The sequence below is a fragment of the Pseudomonas sp. F-14 TE3482 genome (genome assembly GCF_053629455.1).
Genome location: NZ_JBRJII010000001.1, coordinates 4,739,292 through 4,765,092 on the forward strand (window position 1 = coordinate 4,739,292; position 25,801 = coordinate 4,765,092).

The following is a 25,801-nucleotide window of genomic DNA, read 5'->3' on the forward strand; positions in this document are numbered from 1 at the left end:
GGGATTCTTGAGCTGCTCCTAGGGCAAAGCATCATCAAACCGGCTCGCGAAGCCCTCAATCATCCTCATGCAATTTGATGCCGCGTTTGTGCAGCACGTACGGAACCAGCAACACCAACAGCGTCAGCACCAGGAGCGAGGCCGCGATGGGTTGCGTCACAAATATCATCCAGTCGCCCTGGCTGATTGATAATGCGTTGCGCAGTTGTTTTTCCGCCATCGGGCCCAGCAGCATGCCGACGATCACCGGTGCGACGGGGAAATCGAAACGGCGCATCAACACCCCCGCCCAGCCGATGCCCAGCATCAGAAACAGGTCGAACGTCGAGTGGCGCATGCCGTATACGCCGATGGTCGCGAACACCAGAATGCCGGCGTTCAGGTACGGTCGTGGAATCTGCAAGAGTTTGACCCACAGGCCCACCAACGGCAGGTTCAGCACCAGCAGGATGGCATTGCCGATGTACAGCGAGGCCACCAGCGTCCAGACCAGTTCACCCGAGGTCTGGAACAGCAGCGGCCCCGGTTGCAGGTTGTAGTTCTGGAACGCGGCCAACAAGATCGCCGCCGTGGCGGAGGTCGGGATGCCCAGGGTCAGCAATGGCACCAGAGAACCGGTCGCGCTCGCGTTGTTGGCCGCCTCCGGCCCGGCGACACCTTCGATAGCGCCCTCGCCTTTGCTGGCGGCAAACTCTTTCGGGTACTTGCTGAGTTTGCGTTCGGTTGAATACGACAGGAACGTCGGAATTTCCGCACCACCGGCCGGAATCGACCCGAAGGGAAAACCGATCAGAGTGCCCCGCAGCCACGCGGGAATCGAGCGTTTCCAGTCGGCGCGGGTCATCCACAATGAGGTCAGGCGATGTCGGCTGCCCGTTTCTTCCTTTTGGTAGAGCACGCTGTATAAGGCCTCACCGACGGCAAACAAGCCGACCGCCACCAGCACGACCTCGATGCCATCGACCAGTTCGGGCACCTCCATGGTGTAGCGGGCAATGCCCGAGGTCGAGTCCAGGCCGATCAAGCCGATGGTCAGCCCGATGCCCAACGAGACGAAGCCGCGCAGCATCGACGCACCGAGCACCGCCGACACGGTGGTGAAGGCCAGCACCAGAATCGCGAAATACTCCGCCGGCCCGAACTTCAGCGCCAGCGTCGCAACAAGAGGGGCGAACAAGGTCAGCAAGATCGTCGCAATGGTACCGGCCACGAATGAACCGATAGCGGCCGTCGCCAAGGCCGGGCCTGCCCGCCCGTTGCGCGCCATAAGGTTGCCTTCCAGGGCCGTGACCATGGAGGACGATTCCCCCGGGGTGTTGAGCAGAATCGAGGTGGTAGAGCCGCCAAACTGAGCACCGTAATAGATGCCGGCGAACATGATCAGCGCGCCGGTAGGATCGACCTTGGCGGTGATCGGCAGCAGCAAGGCGACGGTCAGCGCCGGCCCGATTCCCGGCAAAACACCGATCGCGGTGCCCAGCAGACAGCCAATAAAACCCCACATCAGGTTGATCGGCGCCAACGCGGCACCGAAGCCGGTTGCCAGACTCGAGAGAATGTCCACCTTGTCGACCTCCTTGGGCCCGGATCAGATCCAGGCGTTGACCAGGGGCGGCAGGGAAACCCCTAGCCCGGCGGTGAAAAGCCAGTAAATCGGTAGCGTCAGGGCGATGCCGATGGCCAGGTCCCGCACCGGGCTGCGACTGCCGAAACCCCGTGCCGAACAGGCAAATAGCAATGAGGCGGCCAATACGAAACCGATGTAGGTAATGAGCAAGGCAACGCCCACAAGCCCCGCCGTGACCCAGGTCGCTCCGGCCTTGCCGCCGGGCTGAGCCTGGGTGGTTTCGTGATCGTCGCCAAGGTTGCGAAAACCACCGGTGAGCGCCTGATAGCACATCAACAGACCGACGACGCCCAGAAACGCCGCGACGGCGTAGGGATAGACGTACGCCGCCATGATGACGAAGCCCATCTCGGGGGGAAACCGCGAGGCGCCGAACGCCAATGCCGCGCTGATGGCGACGACACCTAAGCCAATCGCCAGTTGGGCCGGCATGACTCTCCAGCGCCCGGCCATCTCAAAGCAGCCCGACCTTGACCAGCATCGCGCGCAGACGCCCGTGCTCTTCTTCGACAAATTTGCCGAAGTCATCCCCGGTCAGAATGCTCGGTGACCATGCATTGGTTTTTACGTTTTCTTGCCAGACAGTGCTTTTGGTGGCGGTCAGGACGGCTTCGGTCAGTTCTTTGCGCTGTTCAGGCGTCAGGCCCGCTGCGCCGTAAACGCCACGCCAATTGCCGATCGTCACGTCATAGCCACTTTCTTTGAGGGTCGGTGCATCGATGCCTTCTACACGTGTGGGCGCGCCGATGGCGAGTAAGCGGAATTGTTTGGACTGGACGTATTTGGCAAGCTCGGCGTAGCCGCCGGTGATCACCGTGATGTGGCCCCCCAGCGTCGCGGCGACGACCTCGCCGCCACCGGCGAAGGCCACGTAATTCACCTGGTTGACGGGGACGTCCATTTTGCTCGCCAGTTCGGCGATGCCAATGTGGTCGATCGACCCCTTGGAGCCGCCACCCCATTTGATACTGGCCGGTTTGGCTTTGAAGTCTTTGAGCAAGTCGTCCAGGGTTTTGTACGGGGAGTCGTCACGCACGGCAATCACGTTGTATTCGGTAAACAGCCGGGCGATCGGCGTCACGTCCTTCAAGGTGATTTGCGGTTTGTTCTGCTCGATGGCTGCGACCATGATCGCGCCGACCACAATCAGGGCATTGGCGTCACCCTTGGTGCCGTTGGCAAATTGCGCCAAGCCCAGGGTCCCACCGGCGCCGCCCTTGTTCTCGAAGGTAGCGGACTTTGCTGTTTTCGCCTCGACCATGGCTTTGCCCAGGACCCGTGCGGTCTGGTCATAACCGCCACCGACCGAACCCGGGGCCATGAACTTGACGGTATCCAGCGCAAAAACCGGTGAGGCGAGCGCGGCGGCGGTAACTAAAACGGCGAGGTTGCTGCTGAATCGACGGGCCAATGCAAACATGAGTCGTCTCCGGATAGCTGTTCTTGTTGTTTTCGATCAGGGAAGAGCCCCTGTTCGTTGAACATGCGTCTGGAATAAGCGTAGGTCATAGTTGTGTTTGTTGGCGTGTTTTCACCAGCCAGCTCAGCGCAGTCCCTGTGGGAGCGGGCTTGCCCGCGATGATGGCGGCACAGTCAACATTGATGTTGCCTGACACACCGCTATCGCGGGCAAGCCCGCTCCCACAGGGATTGTGCTGAGCTGACAGGTGTTAACTGCCTGCATCAGTGTTCTACCAAATGGCGGAAGGCAGCCGGAGTCGAACCTGCCCGGGAACGGATGCCGTCCCCAACCGGGTTTGAAGCCCGGCCGCGCCACCGGGCGCGATTGCCTTCCTTGAACTCAGTTTGTTGCTGGTTGAGCCAATGCATTGTCGAGCCGAATGTGGCGTCGGTCTCCAAAGCGTCGGGTCAGGCCGATTCGGTCGAAGTACTCCAGAATCTGAATACTGCGCTTGCGCCCCAGGCCCACAGCATCGCGAAACGCGGTGACCTGAATCACCGGCTCATCGCTGGCCAGTTGCACCAGCATAGCCGCCAATCGGCGCACCAGCGTCTCGGTATAAAACAAGTCACGAACCACTTGATGCACCAGACCCAGCCGCGCCATCTTGCGCAGCAGCAGGCGCACGGCAGCCTCTTCATGGCCCGTCGTTTTAGCCAGATCACGCACCCATGGCGGATCGAAACCCGCTTGCTCAAACAGCGGCTGTAGCTGTTGCCACAGGGTTTCGTCGTCCTCGCTCAAACGCACTTGATGATCGGGCAAATGTAGCCAGGGGCCGCTGGCGACGATCGCGCCGCTGGCCAGCAATTCATCGAGCAGGCTGATAAAGGTCGGCCGGTCCAGCGCGGTGCCGGCGAAGCGACGCAGGCGATCCCTGTCCGGTCCCATTTGATCCGGTTCCAGTTGATGAAAACGTGCGAGGTGTTCCAGCAGCGGCGCTTTCAGGGCTTCCCAGCGCACCGCGCTGAACAGCAACGGCCCCTGCCGCGTATCGATCAAGCGCACGTCTTCGGGCAGCTCCCAAGTTTCGCGCGGACGGTTGAACTGGCGCTCCAGGCGTTGCGGATCGAGCCCGGTGTCGCTGTTGGCCAGCAGCGTCGGCAGTGCGTCTTCCAGACTGGTCGTGGTGGCTAGCGTTTGTAGCTGCGCCAATCGTTCGGAACTGCGACGGTGTCGGGCCGGGGCGAACGGGTCGAGCACCCGGCCACCGCCGAGGGTGCGTTGAGCGCTTTGGTCGCGCAGGATCAAGCGGTCGCCCTTCACCGCCAGCATCGGCGCATTCACCAGCAGTTGCGCGAACATCTGCTCACCCGGTGCCAGGCTGGCGCCCTCCAGCAAGGCCACCCGCGCCGTTACGTCCTGAGTACCGAGATGCACGTGTACCGGTTGAAAGTGCTCGAAACTTCGCGCTTCGCTGGTCAGCAAGGTCATCTCGATATCCAGACGCTGGGTCGGCGCATGCAGCCACTCGGCCAACAGCCAGTGGCCCCGGTGAATCTGCTCCAGGGCCAAACGCTCGGCACTCAGGTTCAGCGCGACTCGCTGCCCGGCCGTCGCGCTGTCAGCCGCCTGATTCTGCGCATGCAGGCCTCGCACCCGCACGGGTTTGCCCAGCGGACTCAACATCAGCGTATCGCCCACGGTCACTTGGCCAGACAACGCGGTGCCGGTCACCACGATCCCGGCGCCGGCCACACTGAAAGCCCGATCAATCGCCAGGCGAAAACCGCCGCTGACACTGCGTTGAAGCACCTCATGTTGCGCACTCAGCAAGGCTCGACGCAGTGTCTCGACACCCTCGCCGGTCACACTCGACAAGGTGATATGCGGCGCGTTGGCATAAGGTCCGGGTGCGAGCAATGCTTCGATCTGTTCCCGGACGGCCTGCACACGAGCAGGATCGACGCGGTCGCATTTGGTGATTGCAATCAGCGCCCGAGGGATGCCCAGCAACTCGACGATCGCCAGATGTTCGCAGGTCTGCGGCATGACGCCGTCATCGGCTGCCACCACCAACAACACCAGATCAATGCCCTGCGCCCCGGCCAGCATATTGTGGGTGAAGCGCTCATGACCGGGCACGTCGATAAAACCGGTTAGCGCGGCGCCCGGTTCCAGCTCCGCGTAGATATAGCCGAGGTCGATGGTCATGCCACGTTCGCGTTCTTCCCGGCGACGGTCGCCGGCCTGGCCGGTCAGTGCCTGGAGCAAGGAGGTTTTACCGTGATCGATATGCCCCGCCGTGCCGACAATCACCCGTCCCGGCCCTCCTCCTGCAATTGATCGAGTTGAACCAGCCACGCGGCTTCGTCGTCGAGTTGGCGCAGGTCCAACCAAAGTGCATCGCCGTCGATGCGCCCCAGCACGGGAATCGGCAGCCGACGAAACGCTGCCTCCAGCCCCAGCAATCGCCGCCCACGTAGACGCTTGGAAACGTTGGGCCGCAGGCATAACGCGGCGCTCGGTAAACGAGCCACCGGTTGGCTGCCGCTGCCGATCATGCCCAGCGCTGGCACCGCGCTGACGCTCCAGCCGTCACCCAACACCTGCGCCAGCGACGGTTGCAAGCGTTGGGCCTGGGCGAGGATATCGGCCTGGGGGCGAGTCAGCAGGCGCAGACTCGGCAGGCGTTCGGCCAGCCGATCAGGATCGCGGTACAGCGCCAATACGGCTTCGAGGGCGGCCAGGGTCAGTTTGTCGACCCGCAGCGCGCGCTTGAGCGGGTTCTTCTTGATCTTGGCGATCAGGTCTTTGCGGCCGACTATCAACCCGGCCTGGGGACCGCCGAGTAATTTATCGCCGCTGAAAGTAACGATGTCCGCGCCATCGAGCAGCGCCTGACGCACCGTCGGTTCGGCGGGCAGTCCCCAGCGAGTCAGGTCCAGCAGGCTGCCGCTACCCAGGTCTTCGAGCAGCGGCAGCCCGTGACGGTGAGCCAGTTCCGCCAATTCAGCCGTCGGCACTCGGGCGGTGAAACCTTCGATGGAATAGTTGCTCGCATGTACGCGCATCACCAGCCCACTGCGCGGGCCAATCGCAGCCTCGTAATCACGGGCATGGGTGCGGTTGGTGGTGCCCACTTCGTGAAGCCGCACCCCGGCGCGGGCCATGATGTCGGGAATCCGGAAGGCGCCGCCGATTTCGATCAATTCACCACGGGAAATGATGCCTTCCTTGCGCGCGCCCAGACTGTTGAGTGTCAGCAACACGGCAGCGGCGTTGTTGTTGACCACGGTCACCGCTTCGGCGCCGGTCAGCTCACGGATCAGGCCTTCGATCAAATCATCCCGGTCGCCGCGCTTGCCGCTGTGCAGGTTGAATTCCAGATTGAGCGGATAGCGGGCGGCGAGTTGAACGGCTTCGATAGCCGACTCCGGCAATAACGCGCGCCCAAGGTTGGTGTGCAGCACCGTGCCGGTGAGGTTGAACACCCGCCGCACCTGACTGCGATGCTGGATCGCCAGACGCTCGCCTGCCCTGCCCGCCAATACGTCGGGGGCGATTTCAACCGCGTTGAGTTCACCCTTTTGAACCGGCTCGCGCAAGTCATCGAGCAGTTGCCGCAAACCGGCCAGCAGCGCATCACGCCCGTAACGCTCGGCCAGTGGTTGGCAGGCGGGATGGCGCAGCAAGCTGTCGATGGAGGGCAGCCGCAAGGTGTGGCTGGCGGAGGTTGCAGACATCAGAGGCTCCCGGAAGCGAATGACCGTCGCGTCTGAGTGTAGCCGCTGAGTTCACGGCTCAAAGGGACAGGCTCAGTCGCCTCCGGGGGCCAGCATCAGATTGGGCGACAAGCGCTGGTAGCCTTCCTGCTCCAGGCGCATGTCCAGCATCAGGCTGGACAGGTCTGCCGAGAGCGCTTCGGCTTCGGCATCGTTTTCCAGGTAGATCAGTTTCAGGTAGCTGTTGCAGCCGGGGCAGACTTCCGCCCGCAACGGTGCCTGATTGGCAGCGTGACGGTCATCCTCGAAGCTGACGTATTGAAGCCCCTTGCTCTGTTCGCAGTACACGCATTTGACCCGCACCGCATGCCATTCGCAGGCGCACAACGAGCACACCAGATAACGCAAACCGTTGTATTTGCCGCGATGACGAATCACCCCGGCCATCGCCGGCGAACCGCAGGCCGGGCATTGGCTGAGACTGTCGCCGCGCTTGAGTTCAAGGTTGGGTGTGCTCAGCAGCCAATGGCTCCAGGCCGCTTGCAGCGCTGCGCCGAGGAACGGCACCAGTTCTGCCGGCAGCATTGAATACTGGCCGCTGACCAAGGCAATCGCCCAGGCTTTGAGCAGCCCCGGGTTGGCACTGCGCAAAGTCGCCACGGCGTTTTCTACCGCAGCGTTTGGCGGTGGCTGATAGCGTTGCAACATGGCTTCGAGATACGGCAGCCAAACGTTTTCACGCACCAGACTGTCGGCGGCAAACGGTGGCAAGCCATGCTCTACGCACACCTGAAGACGTTCGGGATCGGGCATGGCGGCCACGGGCGGATCGTCCATCATGTTCTGCTGAACGTGACACAGTCCGGCAACCAAACGCAGGTAATCCGCCAATGGATGCCCATCGGCCAGGCGTTCCAGACGCAGCGCGCGCAAGGTGAACAGGTTGTTCGGTGGCAGGTATAGAAACGGCGGTGAACTCGCCGCCGCTTCTATCTGCCCAGGCTCGAGGATCGTGGCCAAGGGGTCATCCTTTTTTTGTGATCGGTCGCTCAGGCGTCTCGTCTCGGGTCACTTCCTGGTACCAGAGCTCATGGTGTCTTCTCGCCCAGGCGCGGCTGACCCGGCCACGCACCATGGCGTGGACCGAGCCGCGAATCCAGATACCGGCATAGACGTGGACGATGATGCTCAGCACCAGAATGAAGCCCGCCAGTGCATGCAGCAGCATCGCCCAGCGAATACCGGTGATGCCGAAGTACGCGCTGAACCAGGCACGCCAGATCACCAGCCCGCTGAACAACAGCACCAGCATGCAGATCAGCAACACCCAGAACAGCAGCTTCTGCGCCGGGTTGTACTTGCCGATCGGCGGCACGCCCTCCTCCTCGTTGCGCATGACAGTCCCAACGCGCCTGAGCCACAACCGATCGTTAGCGCTGAAATAATTCGCCCGCCAGAAGCTGAACACCAGGCCGAGGAACAGCACAAACATCGCCACGCCCATGTACGGATGCAGAATGCGCGTCCACGAACCGCCGCCAAACAGGTTGCTGAGCCAGAACAATCCCGGGTGGAACAAGGCCAGCCCCGACAGCGCGGCCGCGAGAAACAGAATCGCCACCAGCCAGTGATTGGTGCGCTGGTTGGCGGTGTAGCGCAGGATCGATTTGTCGTTCATGGCCTGTCCTCCCCGCCGGGTTTCGTCGGATCAAAGGTGTGCACCGATGGATCGAACTCATGCACCGCCGGGTCGACGGTAACTGGATGTTCGTCCTCCTCGACCAGTTGTGGGCCGACACGCACGTAATGGAAGAACCCGGCCAGCACCGCCGCGCCCATGGCGAGCAACGCCAGGGGTTTGCTCAGGCCTTTCCACAGGTCCACCAGCGGGCTGATCGCCGGGTGATCCGGTAGCCCGGCATACAACCTGGGCGTGTCGGCATGGTGCAGCACATACATGACGTGGGTGCCGCCGACCCCCTCGGGGTCATACAAACCGGCGTTTTCGAAACCGCGACTCTTGAGGTCGACGATACGTTCGGCCGCGTGTTCTTTCATGTCTTCCTTGCTGCCGAAAACGATGGCGCCGGTCGGGCAGGTTTTTACGCAGGCCGGTTCCAGCCCCACCGCCACGCGGTCCGAGCACAGCGTGCATTTATAAGCCTTGTGGTCCTTTTGCGAGATGCGCGGAATGTTGAACGGGCAACCGGTGATGCAATACCCGCAGCCGATGCAGTGGTCCTGATCGAAATCGACGATGCCGTTGGCGTGCTTGATGATCGCGCCGGGGCTGGGGCACGCCGCCAGGCAGCCGGGCTCGGCGCAGTGCATGCAGCCGTCTTTGCGAATCAGCCATTCGAGGTTGCCGGCGTCGGTTTCATGCTCGGTGAAGCGCATCAAGGTCCAGGTGTCTGCGCTGAGGTCCTGAGGGTTATCGTAGGTGCCGAGGTTGTGACCAACGTCGTCGCGCAACTCGTTCCATTCCGAGCAGGCGACCTGGCAGGCCTTGCAGCCAATGCACTTGGTGGTGTCGATCAGCTTGGCCACTTCCTCTTGCGTGCGCACCGAGGGCGGCATCGTGGTGGTGGCCGAACGGGCGATGATGTCTTGGCTGGCCATTTAGACTTTCTCCACGTTGACCAGGAATGACTTGGATTCCGGGGTCTGTGTGTTGCCATCGCCGAGGAACGGCACCAGGGTGTTGGTCAGGTAACCGTGACGGGTGGCGCCGGTGAAGCCCCAGTGCAACGGGATACCGATCTGGTGCACCACTTGGTTATTGACCTGCAGCGGACGAATCCGCTTGGTCACCACCGCCACCGCTTCGATATGCCCGCGCTTGGAGCTGACCCGCACCCGGTCACCGGCAGCAATGCCCTTCTCCTTGGCCAGCACCTCGCCGATTTCGACAAACTGCTCGGGTTGGGTCACGGCGTTGATCGGGCAATGCTTGGTCCAGAAGTGGAAGTGTTCGGTCAGCCGGTAGCTGGTCGCCGCATAAGGGAAGTCCTTGGCCTGCCCGAGGGTGTCCCAGACGGAATCGAAGACCCGTCCGGCCGGGTTGCTGGTGGCCTGCTTGTTGTTGGGGTGCATCGGGTTGATGCCAATGGGCGTCTCGAACGGTTCATAGTGTTCCGGGAACGGCCCTTCGTTCATCTTGTCGAGGGCGAAGAAACGCGCCACGCCTTCGGGGTTCATGATGAACGGGTTCATCCCGGCTTCCGGCGGCACATCGGCCTTGTAGTCGGGCACGTCGGTGCCGGTCCAGACCTTGCCGTTCCACCACACCAGCCGTTTGTTTGGGTCCCACGGTTTGCCTTGGGGGTCGCAAGAGGCGCGGTTGTAGAGAATCCGGCGATTCGCCGGCCAGGCCCAGGCCCAGCCCAGGTTCTGCTTCATGCCGAAAGGATCGCTGTTGTCACGCCGGGCCATGTTGTTGCCCTGCTCGGTCCAGCTGCCGCAGAAGATCCAGCACCCGGATGCCGTGCTGCCATCGTCCTTGAGTTGGCCGAAGCCGGACAGCTGCTGACCGGTCTTGATCACCGCGCCCGAAGCATCGGTGACATCGGATACGGCGTAGCCGTTGAATTCCCGGGCCAGCTCTTCCGGCGTCGGGTCATCGGGCACTTTGTACGGCCAGTCGAGCTTGAGGATTGGCTCGGCCCAGGCACCGCCGTTGGCCTGGTAACGCTGGCGCAGGCGCAAGAACAGCTCGGCCATGATCTTAACGTCCGTGCGCGCCTGCCCCGGGCCATCGGCCCCCTTCCAGTGCCATTGCAGCCAGCGACCGCTGTTGACCAGCGAACCGTTTTCTTCAGCGAAACAGGTGGTGGGCAGACGGATGACTTCGGTCTGGATGCTGGCCGTTTCCACGTCGTTGTAAGGACCGGCGTTGCGCCAGAATTCCGAGGTTTCGGTGGCCAGTGGGTCCATCACCACCAGCCACTTGAGTTTGGCCAGCGCCTTCATCACCCGGTTCTTGTCCGGCAACGCGGCGATCGGGTTGAAGCCCTGGCACATGTAGCCATTGACCTCGCCCTTGCCCATCATGTCGAACATTTTCAGGATGTCGTAGCCGGGGATATCCAGCTTGGGCAACCAGTCGTAACCCCAGTTGTTCTCGGCGGTGGCATTGGCGCCGTACCAGGCTTTCATCAGGCTGACGTGGAATTTGCCGTAGTTCTGCCAGTAGGACATCTGCCCGGGGCGTAATGGCTTGAGTGCACGTTTGGCGATGTAGGCGTTGTAGTCCTGTTCGGCCTCGGCCGGCAGGGTCAGGTAACCGGGCAGCAGGTTGGACAGCAAGCCCAGGTCGGTCAGGCCCTGGATGTTGGAGTGCCCGCGCAGGGCGTTGACACCCCCGCCCGGCATACCGACGTTGCCCAGCAGCAGTTGCACCATGGCCGCGCTGCGGATCATCTGCGAGCCGGTCGAATGCTGGGTCCAGCCCAACGCATAGAGAATCGTCATGGTTTTGCCCGGTTGCGAGCACGTGGCGATCTCTTCCCAGATTTTCTGCATCGCGTCCACGGGCATGCCGCAGACCTGACTGGCCAGCTCCAGGGTGTAGCGGCTGTAATGCTGCTTCATTAATTGGTAGACGCAGCGTGGGTCTTGCAAGGTCGGGTCGACTTTGGCGAAACCGTCTTCGCCGATTTCATAGCCCCAACCAGACTTGTCGGTGTAGATGCGCTTGCTCGCGTCGTAACCGCTGAACAAGCCGTCCTCGAAACCGTAGTTGGCCTTGACGATGAACGACACGTCCGTATAGGCACGCACGTATTCGTGCTGGATCTTGTCTTCGGTGAGCAGGTAATTGATCAGCCCGCCCATGAAGGCTATGTCGGTGCCGGTGCGGATCGGCGCGTAATAGTCGGCCACCGAGGCGGTACGGGTGAAACGCGGGTCGACCACAATCAGCCGCGCCTTGTTATGGGCTTTGGCTTCTGTCACCCATTTGAAACCGCAAGGGTGCGCTTCGGCGGCATTGCCACCCATCACCAGAACCAGATTCGCGTTGGCGATATCGGTCCAGTGGTTGGTCATGGCACCACGGCCATACGTCGGGGCAAGACTTGCCACCGTCGGGCCATGTCAGACACGTGCCTGGTTATCGAACCCCAGCATGCCGAGACTGCGAATCACCTTGTGGGTGATGTAACCCGCTTCGTTGGACGATGCCGACGCCGCGAGGAAACCGGTGCTCAGCCAGCGGTTCACCGTTTGCCCCTGGGCGTTCTTCTCGATGAAGTGGGCGTCGCGGTCGGCCTTCATCAGGTCGGCGATGCGATCCAGCGCTTCATCCCAGGAGATTCGCGTCCATTCCGTGGTGCCGGGCTTGCGCACCTGCGGGTACTGCAGACGGCTGGGGCTGTGAATGAAATCGAGCAGGCCTGCGCCTTTGGGGCAGAGGGTGCCGCGATTGACGGGGTGGTCGGCATCGCCTTCGATGTGGATGATGCTCTGGGCGACATTCTTCGCGTTGTCACCCTGGCTGTACATGATCAAGCCGCAACCGACCGAGCAGTACGGGCAGGTGTTGCGGGTTTCATGGGTATGGGCGAGCTTGAAATGACGCACTTGTTCGGCGAAAGCGGGCGTCGGGGCCATGCCCAGCGCGCCGAGGCTTGAGCCCGCAAGGCCGAGACCAGCGACCTTGAAGAACTGACGACGGTTGAGGTCCATCGTGCACTCCTGATCAGGTGGAAACCCGGTACATTGGCCGGGTTTTTCTGGACGATCACGGTGACGGCAACGGAACTACCGCCACTTTAAACTGTAGACAATGCTGTTTTGTGCTGTGTGAAAACCGACAGTCGGGTAATTCCGCAAGCCAGTCGGAAACACAATTAATGGGAGCGACCTGTGGGTTTGGCGCTTATCATGGCCACCGGATTAACCCCCTGCCTTTTATGAGACTGAGCATGACTTTCGATTTTGATCAGGTGTTCGACCGCCATGGCACCGGCAGTACCAAATGGAGCCGCTACCCGGCCGACGTGTTGCCGATGTGGGTCGCCGACATGGACTTTGCCGCGCCGCCAGCGATCATTCAGGCGCTGCAAAAACGCCTGGAACACCCGATGCTCGGTTACAGCGTGGCTCAGGATGACTTGCGTGACGCCATCGTCGCCGACCTGTGGAGCAAGTACGCCTGGCGCGTGCAACCTCAGGAGCTGATATTCCTGCCGGGTATCGAGTCGGGGTTCAACATGGCCCTGCATGCGCTGGTTCAGCCGCAGCAGAACGTGGTCGTGCAGACGCCAAACTACCCGCCGCTGCGCCATGCGCCGGGCCACTGGCAGCTGAACAAAGTCGAACTGGATTTCGACGCGTTGGCCGATGGCACGTATGCCACGCCACTCGATACCTTGCGCGAAGCGCTGCAAGGGGGCGGCGCGCTGCTGCTGAGCAACCCGCATAACCCGCTGGGCAAGGTCTTCCCGCGTGAGGAGCTGCAAGCGGTCGCCGACATTTGCCTGGAGCAGGATGCCTGGATCATCTCCGACGAGATCCACTCCGAGTTGTGCTTCGACGGGCGCGTACACATTCCGACCGCCTCGCTCAGCCCGCAGATCGCCAAGCGAACCATCACCCTGATGTCGGCGAGCAAGGCTTACAACATCGCCGGTTTGAAGACTGCGTTCATGATCATTCAGGACGCGGCACTGCGTCATCGGGTCAACAGCGCTCGCTGCGGCATGGTCGACAGCGTCAACCCGCTGGGCCTGGAAGCCACCCGCGTCGCCTACAGCGAAGGCGGCCCGTGGTTGACCGAGCTCATGGCCTACCTGCAAAGCAATCGGGATTATCTGGTGGAGGCGGTTCGTACGCGGTTGCCGGGTGTGACCATGAACATCCCTCAGGGCACTTACCTGGCATGGCTCGACTGCACGGCGCTGGGGCTGGATAACCCGCAGCAGTTTTTCCTTGAACAGGCCAAGGTCGGGCTGAGCGCAGGGCTGGATTTCGGCGATCACGCCCGGCAGTTCGTGCGTCTGAACTTCGGCTGCCCGCGGGCGCTGCTGGAAGAAGGGATCGCGCGGATGGAGCGTAGTTTGCGTAACCGCCAGGCCTGACGCCCCCAGGTTGACACCGAAAACCCGATGCCTGTGCATCGGGTTTTTTATGGGCGATAGGCGCAGCATCGAATCCTGTTCAAGGCGTTATGCGCTCCAAACAAGCCTTGATGAAGGCTTCCCGCTTCTGATCGTCCGGCAGCTTCATGAAGTTTTTCGGCTCGCAATTTTTCTCGTTCACATCGTATTTGTTTTCGCAGCCGGCGAGACATGCCAACGAGAGTGCCAGTGCAACGAGCGATTGAGTGTTCATGAGCAATTCCTCATCGAGTTTCTTGCATCGCATTGAGCCTAACTCATGAGTCGAGTGTATGCAGGAACAACGAGCTCTCCTCCTGCGCTAAACCCGTCGGAAGTCCAACCGAACTCAAGTCAAAAGACCGGGGTCAACCCTCAACGAGCGCTGGTACCGCTTGAATCTTTTGCCTTGAACAGAGGAGATTTCCCGATGACTGACTATCCAAAACCACCCTTTCCGAAACAAAGCCAGCCAGTCCCCGGAGTCCAGATGAAAATGGACCCTTACCCGGATTGTGGCGAGCAGAGCTACAAAGGTTCGGGTCGGCTGGAGGGTAAGATTGCCCTGATCACCGGTGCCGACAGCGGCATCGGCCGTGCGGTGGCGATTGCATTCGCCCGGGAAGGCGCGGATGTGGTGGTTGCCTACTTGAATGAAACTGAAGATGCGCAGGAAACCGCACGTTGGGTCGAGCAGGCCGGTCGTCAATGCCTGCTGCTGCCCGGCGATGTGGCGCAGAAAGCGCACTGCCAGGCGCTGGTGGATAAAACGGTGGAGCGCTTTGGCCGGATCGACATTCTGGTCAACAACGCCGCCTTCCAGATGACCCACGAAAACATCGAAGACATCCCGGACGAAGAATGGGTGATGACCTTCGATGTGAACATCACGGCCATGTTCAGGCTCTGTAAGGCCGCGTTGAAACACATGAAGCCCGGCAGTTCGATCATCAACACCAGTTCGGTCAACTCCGACATGCCCAAGCCGACATTGCTGGCCTACGCGACCACCAAGGGCGCGATTGCCAACTTTTCCGCCGGCCTGGCACAGATGCTGGGACCAAAGAATATCCGGGTAAACAGCGTGGCGCCGGGGCCGATCTGGACGCCGCTGATCGTCTCGACCATGCCCGAGGAAGACGTGCAAAACTTCGGCTCGCAAACCCCGCTCGGCCGCCCCGGCCAACCGGTGGAAGTCGCGCCGATCTATGTGCTGCTGGCCTCGGATGAAGCCAGCTACATCACCGGGCAACGGTATGGCGTCACGGGCGGCAAACCGATGCTTTGACGCAACCGGATGGCCTGCGTTCGGCCCTGTAGGAGCTGCCGAAGGCTGCGATCTTTTGATCTTGCTTTTGCTGACATCAAAGTCAAAAGATCGCAGCCTTCGACAGCTCCTACGGGGATCGCGGTGAATCAGGGCTCTTGAGCAATCACCGAAATCTTGCCATTGCGCTCGATGATGGCGAATTTGATCTGCTCAAGGGTTTCAATGCCCTGGCTCGATCGCGCAGCCTCCATGACATCCGCTTCCACCAGCCGCGCATGGCGCAGGCGCTTGTGCAGGATCTTGCCGTTTTCGACAATGATCGTCGGCCCACCATCGATCAGCCGTTGCACCCATTGCGAGCGCTGTTTGAGCAATGAAAGCCCGACATCGATGGCAATCAGCGTAACGATCACCAGCATCGAATTGGTCAGTGAAAAATCATTGCCCAGCAGCGCTTGTTGGGTCGCCTCGCCGATGATCATCAGCAGTACGAAATCAAACGTCGTCAGTTCGGCCAGCGAGCGCCGACCGGCAATTTTGAACAGCACCATTAACGCCAGGTACATCACGGCCGCGCGCAATACCGAATCCATAAGTCACCTAAGGGAAAATGAATTGATCCACCTTGACGGGGGCTGCACCGGGCGAGGCGATATGGCTGCGAAACAGGCCCAGCCCCTCGCCACGCAAAGTCAGGTAAAGACTCGCCTGCCCTTGCGCGTCCGTTTGTACCCACAGTTTCATGCCCTGCTCGCCACTGAGTGCACGCACAGGTTCCGGTTGCAGGGTTTCGATTTCGAAGCCCTCCAGCAGTTTCCCGGTCAGTTCCAGTTCAACCGTGGCATCCGGCCGGCCGATCACACTGACCTTCATCGGATTGGTCGAGCCATGACGGTGGAACATCTCGTACTCCACCCGTACCTTGCCATCGCTGCCGTGAACGTCTTGGGAGCTGAGCGGGCCACGGGAAAACAAGCCGAGCAACGCCAACACCACCAGCAACACCATCACGTACCAGCCCCAGCGCTCGAATCGCCAGACCTTTACCTGATAGGCCATGTCTTCGTGCACCGGAAAATCGCGGCTGTGGTATTCGGTGCGACCGGATTGCTCGTTCATTGATTTACCCGATCTTGTTCACCGGTCTTGTCACAGGCCAGGGCACGTTTATGAAAAAACGAGATCCGCTTCAAGGCATGTTCGGCGGCCAGTAACTGAACCTTGCTACGGGACCCGAAAAAGCGATGCTGTTGAGTGAAAACACGCTTTCCTTGCTCAGTCTGATAAGCCCAGGCAAAACAGATGGTGCCGGCGGGAATCCCGTCGATATCCTCCGGTCCCAAAATGCCGGTGGTGGCTACCGCGACATTGGCGGGGCTGTCACGCAATGCTCCCAAGGCCATTTCGCAAGCCACTTCGCAACTGGTCAGGTTGAAGGTTTTGATCGTATCGGGGCTGACGTTAAGCAATCGCTGCTTGGCTTCGCAGGAATAAACCACATAGCCGCTCTCGATCAGGTCCCCGCTGTTCGGCACCTCGGCCAGTAAAGTCACGATTTTTCCAGCCGTACAGGATTCGGCCGTCGTCAGTCGCAAGTCGTGTTGGCGCAAATATTCGACGACGGATTGGCTGACGTTCATGACCAGGCACCCAGACAAGAGGAACTGCTCGGTTGACCTTCGCCGTTTGTAAACATTCCCTCCAGCCGACCGCTCTTGAGGCACCCGATAAAAAATGAACCCCCGGCGACGGATGCACCTCAATACTTCTAGGGGCCCCTATGCCGGGCCGCTCGCTATCTGGAGGTCGACATGTCCGCACCCTTGGTCAGGCTGTTCACTCAGCCCAATTTCGTCTGGACAGATATTCGTAAAGAAGAGGAAGCGAATCCGCGCCATTACCTCGCTCATTTACTGCTGCTCGCCTTGATTCCCGCCGTGTGCCTGTTTATCGGGACCACCTACGTCGGCTGGAGCCTGGCCGAAAACGAAACGGTCAAACTCAGTGCCGCCAGCGCCCTGCAACTCAGTGGGCTGCTGTACCTGAGCATCATCGTCGGCGTGGTGCTGATGGGGCTGTTCATCCGCTGGATGTCGCGCACCTTCGACTCACGCCCCACCGTCAATCAGTGCATCGGTTTTGCCGCCTACACCGTCACTCCGTTCTTCCTTGCAGGTATTGCCGGGCTCTATCCGAGTCGCTGGCTGGCGATCACCGTGCTGGGGGCCGCCTCCCTCTATTCAACGTTTCTGCTGTTCGTCGGTTTGCCGATCTTCATGCACGAGCGCAAGGAGCAAGGTCTGCTGAATGCGGCGAGCGTATGGGGCGTCGGGCTATTGGTGCTGGTGACTATTTTGGTGGAGATGATTCTGCTCTGGTTCAACTACCTGGGACCTGAGTACGTGCGCGTGACTGGCGTTTGATTTTCCTGAGTCCGCCATCCGCCGGCGATCGGCGGTACACCTCCGAGAACCGGGCATGAGCTTTATTGTATGGGTGGCGGTGTTGGGTGCGGTGCTGCTGACCCTGGCACTGACCTCGTCCTATCTGCGCTGGATGCCGGTGACCACGTCGGCGGTGTGCCTGGCGCTGGGCGTGGCGATCGGTCCGGGTGGCCTGGGCTTGTTGAAGCTGGACATCAAGGACGCGGCGATCTGGATGGAGCACCTGACGGAAGTCGCGGTGCTCTTTTCGCTGTTTGTCTGCGGACTCAAATTGCGCCTGCCGCTGAAGGATCTTCGATGGCGGGTGGCGTTCGGCCTGGCGGGACCGGTGATGATCTTGACCATCATTGGCGTCTGCCTGCTACTGCATTACGGTTTTGCCCTGGCGTGGGGGCCGTCGTTGCTGATCGGGGCGATTCTGGCCCCCACCGATCCGGTACTGGCCTCGCTGGTGCAAGTCAACGACGCCAGGGATTACGACTCGGTGCGTTTCGGGCTCTCCGGTGAAGCGGGCCTCAACGACGGCATCGCCTTCCCTTTCGTGATCCTCGGCTTGCTATTTGTGCAACAGAGCGGCAACAGCGACGCCTGGCTCACTGAGTGGGCATTGAAAAGTGTGCTGTGGGCCGTGCCGGTCGGTTTGTTGACCGGTTACTGGATGGGCCACGGCATCGGTCGCTTGACCTTGTCGATGCGCATCCGCAATGCCGACAGCACTATTTCTCCCAACGATTACCTGACCCTGGCCCTGATCGCCCTCGCTTATGTCGCGGCCGAAGCGATCCATGGCTATGGCTTTCTGTCGGTATTCGCCGCCGGCCTGGGGTTGCGACAAGCCGAAGTCAAATCCACCGGCGACGCACGGATCCCCGCCGAGCATCTGGTGCAACCGGTGGTCGGCCACCAGAACGTCGAACCTGAGGCTGCCGTCCACGGCGACGTGGCGAATCTGCCAGAAACACAAGTCGCGGCGGGGATCATGATGGGCGACATGCTGGCATTCGGTAGCCTGGTGGAACGGGCCATGGAAGTGTTTCTGGTCACCCTGCTGGGCGTGGTGCTGGTGGGCCATTGGGATTGGCGAGCATTGGTGGTTGCACTGGTGTTGTTCTGTGCCATTCGCCCCTTGTGTGTATGGCTCATGCCGTGGGGGCGCTTGCTGGACGGTCGCCAGCGGCTGTTGATCGGCTGGTTCGGGATTCGCGGGATCGGGAGCTTTTATTACCTGTTCTACGCCTTGAATCACGACCTCGGTCCGGCGGCAGCGACGCTGTGCACTGACCTGACGTTGTCGGTAGTGGCGCTCAGCATTCTGGCGCATGGCATCAGTACTCAACCGATGCTGGCCCGTTATGAGCGGCGCAATAAACCGGACGCCTGACACCTTCTCAGGCGAGGCAATCGTTCGGTCAACCTGCATTGAACAGCAACGGATATTCATGCAGGTTGCACGACAAACGCCGTTTCAAGTCGATTTCAACCCACTGTTTTTACTGGCTTTTTATTGGATATTGAAACAGGCACGGGAAATGCTCCAACAGTGTGAGCGACAACGGCAGGAAGACCGTTTGCGCCTGACCTGTGACTAAACAAGAGGTTTGACCATGAACGCCATTGACCTGTTGAAAGCCGACCATGAACGCGTGAAAGGCATCCTGGCCCAGTTGAGCGAGTCCACCGAGCGTGGGGTTAAAAAGCGCACCGAGTTGCTGGCCAAACTGGAAATGGAAATCAAGATCCATACCCGTCTGGAAGAGGAAGTCTTGTACCCGGCGTATAAAAAAGCCGGGGGCAAGGAACAGGACGTGATGTATTACGAAGCCAAGGAAGAACATCGCACCGTCGATACGCTGGTGCTTCCGGACCTGAAAACCACTGACCCCTCCACTCTCGAATTTGCCGGTCGCGTGAAAGTGGTCAAGGAGCTGCTGGAACATCACATTGAAGAAGAGGAAAAGGAAATGTTTCCTCAGGCCAAAAAACTGCTGGGCAAAACGACACTCGACGAATTGGGTGCAGAAATGGAAAGCCTGAAAGCACGCTACAAAAAAGAACTGGGCGCGCCCAATCTCGCTGCTTGATGGGGGGTGATAGCAAAGAATGATCTACGGATGTCTGGAGTCAGTGAAAAACCTGTGGCGAGGGAGCTTGCTCCCGCTTGAGTGCGTAGCGCTCACAAAAGTCGGCAATGCTGTCAGATTTTTGGGGCCGCTACGCAGCCCAGCGCGAGCAAGCTCGCTCGCCACAAAGGAGCACCACCATGCCCCCGAACGGAAGGTGTCACTTCATCGCCAAGGCAATGACTTCCACCAGATTAAGTTGGGTAAAGGGCTTGGACAGGCGTGGAAGTCTGGCTGCGAAGCCTTCCAGGCGCTCCGCATAACCGGTGGCAAGGATGATCGGCAGGTGCGGCCTTATCACCCGAATAGCCTGTGCCAATTGCGCGCCACTCATCTTGGGCATGACCATGTCCGTAATGACCAGGTCAACGTCGTGCTCGCTGTCGAACAGCTCCAGTGCCTGTGCGCCGGACGCTGCACTGATCACCCGATGACCCAGGTCCTCAAGCAACAGGCTGGTACTGGTCAACACCAGACTGTCGTCGTCCACCACCAACACACACAGACGAGGCACCCGCGACATGGCGGCCTCTTCAATAGCGGGTTCGGTGGTCGAGTCGGCTAGCGCAACGGGTAACCAGAGTTCGGCAGTGGTGCCCACGTCCTTCTGGCTTTTGAGGATGAAGCGTCCCCCCAGTTGTTCAGTAAACCCGTGAACCATCGACAACCCCAGGCCTGTGCCTTTGCCGACACCTTTTGTGGTGAAGAAAGGGTCCATTGCCGACGCCAGGGTAGCGTCATCCATGCCCTCCCCTATATCCGTGACACTCAGGCAGACATAGCGGCCTGGCGTCAGGGCGAGTTTCGCCTGATCGCAGATCTCTTCTGTCTGTGCACTGATGACAAGTTTCCCACCGTCGGGCATGGCATCACGGGCGTTGGTCGCCAGATTAAGCACCGCCAGTTCGAGCTGATTGACGTCGGCCATCACCGGTTCAAGTCCAGGCGCAAAGCGGGTTTCTATGCTCACCGCAGGCCCCAGAGAGCTGCGCAACAGCCCGGTAATCCCCTCTATCAGTACTGGTATCTCAACGGATTCGGTCTTGAGTTCCTGACGCCTGGCAAACGCCAGCATGCGCTGGGTCAGGGAAACGCCGCGCAAGGCGCCTTGGGTGGCATTGTCGAGCAAACGGGTAATTCTCGGGTCGTCCGCCGCACGTTTGCGAACGACCTCCAGATTGCCAAGGATAACGGTCAGCAGATTATTGAAGTCGTGGGCAATCCCCCCGCTGAGTTGACCGATGGCCTGCATCTTTTGCGCCTGAAACAACGCTTCGCGGGTTTTCTCAAGCGCTTGCTGGGCTTGGGTCACCTCGGTGATGTCCCGAGTGATCTTGGCAAACCCCAGCAACGTGCCGGTTTCGCCCCAAATCGGGTCGACCACGACATGCGCGAAAAACCGCGTACCGTCCTTGCGCACGCGCCAGGCCTTGTTTTCGAATCGCCCCTCGCGTGTAGCGATCTCCAGCGCACGCTGGGGTTCACCGGCTTCGCGGTCTTCAGGGGTGTAAAACATCGAGAAATGCTGGCCGATAACTTCTTCGGGCCGGTAGCCCTTGATTCGCTGAGCCCCCAGATTCCAGTTGGTCAGGCGTCCATCCGGGGCGAGCATGTAGATGGCGTAGTCGGTGACGCTCTGCACCAGCAGCCGGAACTGCTGCTCACTTTGCTTGAGGGTTTCTTCGGCCATTTTGCGGTCGGTCAAATCCCGGGTGATCTTGGCAAAACCCAACAACTTGCCCGACGGATCGAGAATGGGATCGATGATGACGTGGGACCAGAAATGCGTGCCGTCCTTGCGAACCCGCCAGCCTTCGCCCTCGAAACGCCCTTCGTGAATGGCGGTATCAAGGGCGCGCTGAGGCAAACCGGCCTTGCGGTCCTCTTCGGTATAGAAACGCGAGAAATGCTGGCCGAGAATTTCCGCTTCCTCATACCCTTTGAAACGCTTGGCGCCAGCGTTCCAACTGGTGATGATGCCATCGGGGTCAATCATGTAGATCGCGTAGTCGACCACGGCATCAATCAGCAGACGAAAACGCATCTCCTCGATGGCATTGGTCTTGGTCCGGTCATCGCTCATGGATCCCTGTCCTTATTGTTGTTCTTCTGGAGTATGCGACAAACCGCTCGTTTGGAAATTCAAAAAAACCAATACGTGATGAGGACACTACTCAACAGGCTAAAAAGGCGCCGATTTCATCGACCACCAGCACGGCAGCAATTGCTTGACCTTGCTCTCGCCAAACCGGTCATCGATCAGCATCACCACCCCTTGATCCTGCTGAGTGCGGATCACCCGCCCCGCCGCTTGCACGACTTTCTGCACGCCAGGAAACAGGTAGGTGTAGTCATACCCGGCACCGAAAATCGCCGCCATGCGCTGTTTCATCTGTTCGTTGACCGGATTGAGTTGCGCCAGCCCCAGTGTGGCAATGAATGCACCAATCAATCGCGCGCCGGGGAGATCGATGCCTTCGCCGAATGCTCCACCCAGTACCGCAAAGCCGACGCCCTGACCATGGACGGTGAATTGATCGAGAAAGGCCTGACGCGACCCTTCCCCCATTCCCCGGGACTGCGACCACAGCGTGATGTGTGGATGCCGCTCGGCCAGCAACTGCGCCACTTGCTGCAAATAATCGAAGCTGCTGAAAAACGCCAGGTAATTACCGGGGCGCTGAGTGAACTGTTTGGCGATCAGTTCGACGATGGGTTCAAGGGACGCCTGTCGGTGGACAAAGCGGGTCGAAATCTGGCTGACGATGTGCACTTGAAGCTGTTCGGCGCTGAACGGCGACTCCACATCAATCCAGACTGTATTCGCCGGTGTACCCAGCAAGTCGGCGTAGTAATGCCGAGGGCTCAGGGTGGCGGAAAACAGTACAGCGCTACGCGCAGCAGTCAGGCGCGGGCGAATGAAAGCGGCGGGCACCACATTGCGCAGGCACAGTTGCGACAGGTTGCGCTTGCGCTCGAGGTCACGTTTGCTGATGTCGAACAGGAAATGTTCATCGAACAGTTCAGCCACACGGCCGAATTGCAGCATGTCGAAGTAAAAATTCTGCAACCCGCTGTCCAGGCCCTGAGGGTGATCATTCAGGTAGTCGCCGATGCTCGCGCAGCATAAGGACAGCGCCTGAAGCAGCTTTTCCGGGGCTTTGTCGTAGGCTTGATAGGGGCTCAGCTGCTGATCATGCAGGGCATTCCATTCACGATTGACCCGTTGCAAGGATCTCTTCAGTGGCTCAGGCGCGGCTTTTCGCACGCTGTTCAACGTCGCCTGGTCGAGGCTGGCGCTGTACATCTGCCGGCCGCGCTCCACCAGATTGTGGGCTTCGTCCACCAGCACCGCGACTTTCCAGTTATTGGCCTGGGCCAGCCCGAACAGCAGCGCACTGAAGTCGAAATAGTAGTTGTAGTCGGCCACTACCACGTCCGCCCAGCGGGCCATTTCCTGGCTCAGGTAGTAGGGACAAACGTCATGCTGCAGGGCAACCTCGCGCAAGGCACTCTGGTTCAATAAGCTCAGTTGGCTGGCCGCCTGACGTGCGGCCGGCAAACGATCATAAAAACCCTGGGCCAACGGGCAGGACTCGCCATGGCAGGCCTTGTCCGGGTGCTCGCAAGCCTTGTCCCGGGCGATCATCTCGAGGACTCGCAATGGCGGAGCGTCGGCGCTGTCGAGGATGACCTGCGCGGCGTCCAGCGCCAATTTGCGCCCCGGAGTTTTCGCCGTGAGAAAGAACACCTTGTCCAATTGCTGTGGCGCCAAGGCCTTGAGCATCGGGAACAGCGTGCCAACGGTCTTGCCGATGCCGGTCGGTGCCTGGGCCATCAGGCACTGACCGGTGCTGACCGCCTTGAACACCGACTCGGCCAGATGCCGTTGCCCGGGACGAAAGTCGGCATGGGGAAATGCCAGCTGTTGCGCCGCCAGATTGCGTCCTTCGCGATGGGCCATTTCCTGTTCGGCCCAATGCAGGAACAATCCGCAGTGGTGTTCGAAGAACAGCTGTAGTTCGGCGGCGCTGAAGGCCTCAACCAGACAGGTTTCCTTTTCGCTGACGATATCGAAGTACACCAGCGCCAGATTGATGCGTTCCAACTGCAGTTTCTGGCACATCAACGCGCCGTAGATCTTCGCCTGCGCCCAGTGCAACTGCCGGTGATTGGCCGGTTGCTTGCTCAGGTCGCCACGGTAGGTTTTAACTTCTTCGAGGCAGTTTTGCACCGGATCGTAGCCGTCCGCCCGGCCCTTTACCGTCAAGGTTCGATACTGGCCCTCCAGCGCGACTTCATTCTGGTAACCCTCGCTGCGCCGTGACGCCACGGTGCGATGCCCAACGATGCCTTCCAGCGCAGTTGGCGACGGGGTAAAGCGCAGATCGAGGTCGCCGACCTTGGCGGTGAATTCACACAGCGCCCGCACCGCAATGCTGTAGCTCACGCGCCCTGCTCCGCCCATTGCACGTAGCACACGGCGATCGGCATCTGGTGCTCGTGACAGAATTCCAGCCAACGCAATTGATTGTCTTGTAGCCGATCGCCGGGGCCTTTGACTTCGATCATCCGGTAGGTTTTGTCTTGCGGCCAAAACTGGATCAAGTCCGGCATGCCGGCGCGGTTGGCCTTGATGTCGAGCAGCAGGCGATTGAACCAGTGCTTGAGGTGTTCGGCGGGCAGACAGTCGAGCGCCTGCTCCAGCAGTTCCTCGCTCAGCGCCCCCCAGAATACGAACGGTGATTGCACGCCCCACTTGGCGCTGTAACGCTCGCGCACGGTTTGCACATAACGCCCGTCATCGAGTTCCGCGAGGCAGGCCTGGAACAGATCCACGCGCCGCGCATGAAAATCTTCGTTCAGCAGGTCCACCGGACCGCGCTGGAACGGGTGAAAAAACGCCCCCGGCAACGGCGCGAAGATCGCCGGCCAGCACAGCAACCCGAACAGTGAGTTGATCAGGCTGTTCTCGACGTAATGCACCGGCGCCGAATCGTCCGCCAGGTGCGCCTGAACGTAAGACTCCACCGACAACGCCGGATCGTGCCGGGGCAGTTGCAGGTCTAGACGCTGCATGGCCCGAGGGGGTGGCCGCTTGATCGGTGGCCCGCCCAGTTTGCGCCGCAGTCTGGGCAGCACACGCGATAGATGCTGATGCTCGGCAGCGCTTTCAGGGGCTTGCTCGGCGTGGATGGCCAGGTCCATCGCCAGTTGGTATTCAGCACAGCGCTCCAGCACGCGAATCAACCGCAGACGCGCGCCGGGGTAGGCGCATTGGCGGTAGAGGTTCAGGGCAGTGGAAAAATCCGCGACGCGCTCGCAGTGCTGACCGATCTGGAACAGCAACTTGCCCCGACGTTTTTGCAGCCAGGGATTGTCGAACTGCAGCCCGTTGATCAGCTCGACAATCGCCGCCACGTCTTCACCAGCCTCGAAACGCTGCTGGCAGCTGTGCAGAAACAGGCAGGCATCGACGTCCTCGCGACTGCGCAAGCCGCGGGACTCGGCGCAGAACTCGACTTTTTCGTAGGTAAAGATGCCCAGGTCGGCCAGCACGAATTCCGACCAGTCCTGGTAAAGATTGCCGAAGAACATCAGCCGCAATCGGTCGCACAGGCCCATGACCGTCAGGCTGAACAATCGATCATTCAGTGCCGGACACCATTGGGCAAAACTGTGTGCTTCGGGAAACTGCTCGCTCAGGGCCGGCAGCCAATCAGTCTTTTTGCCTTTGGGCTGATCGATGGCGCCGCCAAGGCACTGGAGAATCTCGGCCTTGAGCAACACCTCGAACAAGTCCTCGATGTGTAATGGCGACTGCTCATCGATCCAGCCCGATGCCAGCAACGGCGCCGCAGCGTTGTCGATGTCGCCGATCTCGACGTAACTCAGTTTGCCGGCCCTGAAATGCACACCCTTGCGCATCACCAGTCTGACCAGCAAGGCTTGGGACTCGCGGGGCAATCGATTGAAGTCGCGGATGAAATCCTGTTCCTCGAGGCTCAATACATCGGCATAACGATGTTCAAGCCAATCAAGCACTTGCATGAAGTTGTTCAAGTAATAGAACGGATCATCGAGAGGATTTACAATCACGGGCAATAGGGCCATGG

21 protein-coding genes and 1 tRNA gene are annotated in these 25,801 nt (G+C 60.3%); 5 read left to right on the forward strand and 17 right to left on the reverse strand.

Annotated features, from left to right (window positions below; translation table 11 throughout):
• Positions 1-55 precede the first annotated feature (55 nt).
• The 10 genes from AB7M26_RS21345 to fdnG all read right to left on the reverse strand — a co-directional run bounded on the left by AB7M26_RS21345 (position 56) and on the right by fdnG (position 12,439).
• Complete coding sequence (locus AB7M26_RS21345; protein ID WP_123494692.1) at positions 56-1,564, reverse strand: tripartite tricarboxylate transporter permease; 1,509 nt, start codon at positions 1,562-1,564, stop codon at positions 56-58.
• Positions 1,565-1,588: 24 nt separating this feature from the next.
• Complete coding sequence (locus AB7M26_RS21350; RefSeq protein ID WP_123494691.1) at positions 1,589-2,080, reverse strand: tripartite tricarboxylate transporter TctB family protein; 492 nt, start codon at positions 2,078-2,080, stop codon at positions 1,589-1,591.
• Between the two features lies 1 nt (position 2,081).
• Positions 2,082-3,047 carry a tripartite tricarboxylate transporter substrate binding protein gene (locus AB7M26_RS21355; protein ID WP_123494689.1) on the reverse strand — a complete coding sequence of 322 codons (966 nt, stop codon included), beginning with the start codon at positions 3,045-3,047 and terminating at the stop codon, positions 2,082-2,084.
• A 279-nt stretch (positions 3,048-3,326) separates the two neighbouring features.
• A tRNA-Sec gene (locus tag AB7M26_RS21360) sits at positions 3,327-3,422 on the reverse strand.
• A gap of 6 nt (positions 3,423-3,428) precedes the next feature.
• Positions 3,429-5,348: a selenocysteine-specific translation elongation factor gene (selB, locus tag AB7M26_RS21365; RefSeq protein ID WP_123494688.1), complete on the reverse strand. Its 1,920-nt coding sequence runs from the start codon at positions 5,346-5,348 to the stop codon at positions 3,429-3,431.
• Positions 5,345-6,775, reverse strand: a complete 1,431-nt coding sequence (gene selA, locus AB7M26_RS21370; RefSeq protein WP_123494687.1) for an L-seryl-tRNA(Sec) selenium transferase — start codon at positions 6,773-6,775, stop codon at positions 5,345-5,347. Before selA ends, selB begins: the two co-directional genes overlap by 4 nt.
• A gap of 72 nt (positions 6,776-6,847) precedes the next feature.
• Entirely contained in the window at positions 6,848-7,774 is a 927-nt protein-coding gene (gene fdhE, locus AB7M26_RS21375) for a formate dehydrogenase accessory protein FdhE (protein ID WP_123494686.1), read from the reverse strand.
• Between the two features lie 4 nt (positions 7,775-7,778).
• Entirely contained in the window at positions 7,779-8,432 is a 654-nt protein-coding gene (locus AB7M26_RS21380) for a formate dehydrogenase subunit gamma (RefSeq protein WP_123494685.1), read from the reverse strand.
• Entirely contained in the window at positions 8,429-9,373 is a 945-nt protein-coding gene (gene fdxH / locus AB7M26_RS21385) for a formate dehydrogenase subunit beta (RefSeq protein WP_123494684.1), read from the reverse strand. Before fdxH ends, AB7M26_RS21380 begins: the two co-directional genes overlap by 4 nt.
• Positions 9,374-12,439: a formate dehydrogenase-N subunit alpha gene (gene fdnG, locus AB7M26_RS21390; protein WP_148050125.1), complete on the reverse strand. Its 3,066-nt coding sequence runs from the start codon at positions 12,437-12,439 to the stop codon at positions 9,374-9,376. It lies immediately after the preceding gene.
• A 239-nt stretch (positions 12,440-12,678) separates the two neighbouring features.
• Here fdnG and AB7M26_RS21395 point away from each other — a divergent pair, with 239 nt between their 5' ends.
• Positions 12,679-13,833, forward strand: a complete 1,155-nt coding sequence (locus tag AB7M26_RS21395; RefSeq protein ID WP_123494680.1) for a MalY/PatB family protein — start codon at positions 12,679-12,681, stop codon at positions 13,831-13,833.
• A gap of 79 nt (positions 13,834-13,912) precedes the next feature.
• Here the strand turns inward: AB7M26_RS21395 and trbK are convergent, their stop codons facing one another.
• Positions 13,913-14,086 carry an entry exclusion lipoprotein TrbK gene (trbK, locus tag AB7M26_RS21400; RefSeq protein WP_123495383.1) on the reverse strand — a complete coding sequence of 58 codons (174 nt, stop codon included), beginning with the start codon at positions 14,084-14,086 and terminating at the stop codon, positions 13,913-13,915.
• 195 nt (positions 14,087-14,281) lie between these two features.
• Here trbK and AB7M26_RS21405 point away from each other — a divergent pair, with 195 nt between their 5' ends.
• Positions 14,282-15,139, forward strand: a complete 858-nt coding sequence (locus tag AB7M26_RS21405; protein WP_123494679.1) for an SDR family oxidoreductase — start codon at positions 14,282-14,284, stop codon at positions 15,137-15,139.
• Positions 15,140-15,267: 128 nt separating this feature from the next.
• Here AB7M26_RS21405 and AB7M26_RS21410 read toward each other — a convergent pair whose 3' ends face one another.
• Genes AB7M26_RS21410 through AB7M26_RS21420 form a run of 3 tightly spaced genes read right to left on the reverse strand, consistent with a single transcriptional unit; the run spans position 15,268 to position 16,761 of the window.
• On the reverse strand, positions 15,268-15,714 hold the full coding sequence (locus AB7M26_RS21410; protein ID WP_123359447.1) for a DUF421 domain-containing protein: 447 nt from the start codon (positions 15,712-15,714) through the stop codon (positions 15,268-15,270).
• 7 nt (positions 15,715-15,721) lie between these two features.
• Entirely contained in the window at positions 15,722-16,240 is a 519-nt protein-coding gene (locus AB7M26_RS21415; protein WP_123494678.1) for a hypothetical protein, read from the reverse strand.
• Positions 16,237-16,761 (reverse strand): CinA family protein, encoded by a 525-nt coding sequence (locus AB7M26_RS21420; RefSeq protein WP_123494677.1) that lies wholly within the window; start codon positions 16,759-16,761, stop codon positions 16,237-16,239. Before AB7M26_RS21420 ends, AB7M26_RS21415 begins: the two co-directional genes overlap by 4 nt.
• 171 nt (positions 16,762-16,932) lie before the next feature.
• On the opposite strand from AB7M26_RS21420, the gene AB7M26_RS21425 reads away from it, so the two are divergent.
• The 3 genes from AB7M26_RS21425 (at position 16,933) to AB7M26_RS21435 (ending at position 19,646) form a co-directional block, all read left to right on the forward strand.
• Complete coding sequence (locus AB7M26_RS21425; protein WP_123494676.1) at positions 16,933-17,544, forward strand: Yip1 family protein; 612 nt, start codon at positions 16,933-16,935, stop codon at positions 17,542-17,544.
• Positions 17,545-17,599: 55 nt separating this feature from the next.
• A complete protein-coding gene (locus tag AB7M26_RS21430; protein ID WP_123494675.1) occupies positions 17,600-18,946 on the forward strand; it encodes a cation:proton antiporter in 1,347 nt (448 codons plus the stop codon).
• Between the two features lie 223 nt (positions 18,947-19,169).
• Positions 19,170-19,646, forward strand: coding sequence for a hemerythrin domain-containing protein (locus AB7M26_RS21435; RefSeq protein WP_038983335.1), 477 nt, complete (start codon positions 19,170-19,172; stop codon positions 19,644-19,646).
• 199 nt (positions 19,647-19,845) lie between these two features.
• Here the strand turns inward: AB7M26_RS21435 and AB7M26_RS21440 are convergent, their stop codons facing one another.
• The 3 genes from AB7M26_RS21440 to AB7M26_RS21450 all read right to left on the reverse strand — a co-directional run bounded on the left by AB7M26_RS21440 (position 19,846) and on the right by AB7M26_RS21450 (position 25,799).
• Complete coding sequence (locus tag AB7M26_RS21440) at positions 19,846-21,768, reverse strand: hybrid sensor histidine kinase/response regulator (RefSeq protein ID WP_123494673.1); 1,923 nt, start codon at positions 21,766-21,768, stop codon at positions 19,846-19,848.
• A gap of 99 nt (positions 21,769-21,867) precedes the next feature.
• Positions 21,868-24,135 carry an ATP-dependent DNA helicase gene (locus AB7M26_RS21445; protein WP_123494672.1) on the reverse strand — a complete coding sequence of 756 codons (2,268 nt, stop codon included), beginning with the start codon at positions 24,133-24,135 and terminating at the stop codon, positions 21,868-21,870.
• Positions 24,132-25,799 (reverse strand): VRR-NUC domain-containing protein, encoded by a 1,668-nt coding sequence (locus AB7M26_RS21450; RefSeq protein ID WP_123494671.1) that lies wholly within the window; start codon positions 25,797-25,799, stop codon positions 24,132-24,134. The genes AB7M26_RS21445 and AB7M26_RS21450 overlap by 4 nt, the downstream gene beginning before the upstream one ends.
• Positions 25,800-25,801 lie beyond the last annotated feature (2 nt).

What these genes read in the sequence shown, in the direction of transcription:
- AB7M26_RS21350 (WP_123494691.1), bottom strand. Translation starts at nt 2,080, where the DNA reads ATGGCCGGGCGCTGGAGAGTCATGCCGGCCCAACTGGCGATTGGCTTA.
- AB7M26_RS21355 (WP_123494689.1), bottom strand. Translation starts at nt 3,047, where the DNA reads ATGTTTGCATTGGCCCGTCGATTCAGCAGCAACCTCGCCGTTTTAGTT.
- selA (WP_123494687.1), bottom strand. Translation starts at nt 6,775, where the DNA reads ATGTCTGCAACCTCCGCCAGCCACACCTTGCGGCTGCCCTCCATCGAC.
- AB7M26_RS21380 (WP_123494685.1), bottom strand. Translation starts at nt 8,432, where the DNA reads ATGAACGACAAATCGATCCTGCGCTACACCGCCAACCAGCGCACCAAT.
- fdxH (WP_123494684.1), bottom strand. Translation starts at nt 9,373, where the DNA reads ATGGCCAGCCAAGACATCATCGCCCGTTCGGCCACCACCACGATGCCG.
- AB7M26_RS21395 (WP_123494680.1), top strand. Translation starts at nt 12,679, where the DNA reads ATGACTTTCGATTTTGATCAGGTGTTCGACCGCCATGGCACCGGCAGT.
- trbK (WP_123495383.1), bottom strand. Translation starts at nt 14,086, where the DNA reads ATGAACACTCAATCGCTCGTTGCACTGGCACTCTCGTTGGCATGTCTC.
- AB7M26_RS21405 (WP_123494679.1), top strand. Translation starts at nt 14,282, where the DNA reads ATGACTGACTATCCAAAACCACCCTTTCCGAAACAAAGCCAGCCAGTC.
- AB7M26_RS21410 (WP_123359447.1), bottom strand. Translation starts at nt 15,714, where the DNA reads ATGGATTCGGTATTGCGCGCGGCCGTGATGTACCTGGCGTTAATGGTG.
- AB7M26_RS21415 (WP_123494678.1), bottom strand. Translation starts at nt 16,240, where the DNA reads ATGAACGAGCAATCCGGTCGCACCGAATACCACAGCCGCGATTTTCCG.
- AB7M26_RS21420 (WP_123494677.1), bottom strand. Translation starts at nt 16,761, where the DNA reads ATGAACGTCAGCCAATCCGTCGTCGAATATTTGCGCCAACACGACTTG.
- AB7M26_RS21425 (WP_123494676.1), top strand. Translation starts at nt 16,933, where the DNA reads ATGTCCGCACCCTTGGTCAGGCTGTTCACTCAGCCCAATTTCGTCTGG.
- AB7M26_RS21430 (WP_123494675.1), top strand. Translation starts at nt 17,600, where the DNA reads ATGAGCTTTATTGTATGGGTGGCGGTGTTGGGTGCGGTGCTGCTGACC.
- AB7M26_RS21435 (WP_038983335.1), top strand. Translation starts at nt 19,170, where the DNA reads ATGAACGCCATTGACCTGTTGAAAGCCGACCATGAACGCGTGAAAGGC.
- AB7M26_RS21440 (WP_123494673.1), bottom strand. Translation starts at nt 21,768, where the DNA reads ATGAGCGATGACCGGACCAAGACCAATGCCATCGAGGAGATGCGTTTT.
- AB7M26_RS21450 (WP_123494671.1), bottom strand. Translation starts at nt 25,799, where the DNA reads ATGGCCCTATTGCCCGTGATTGTAAATCCTCTCGATGATCCGTTCTAT.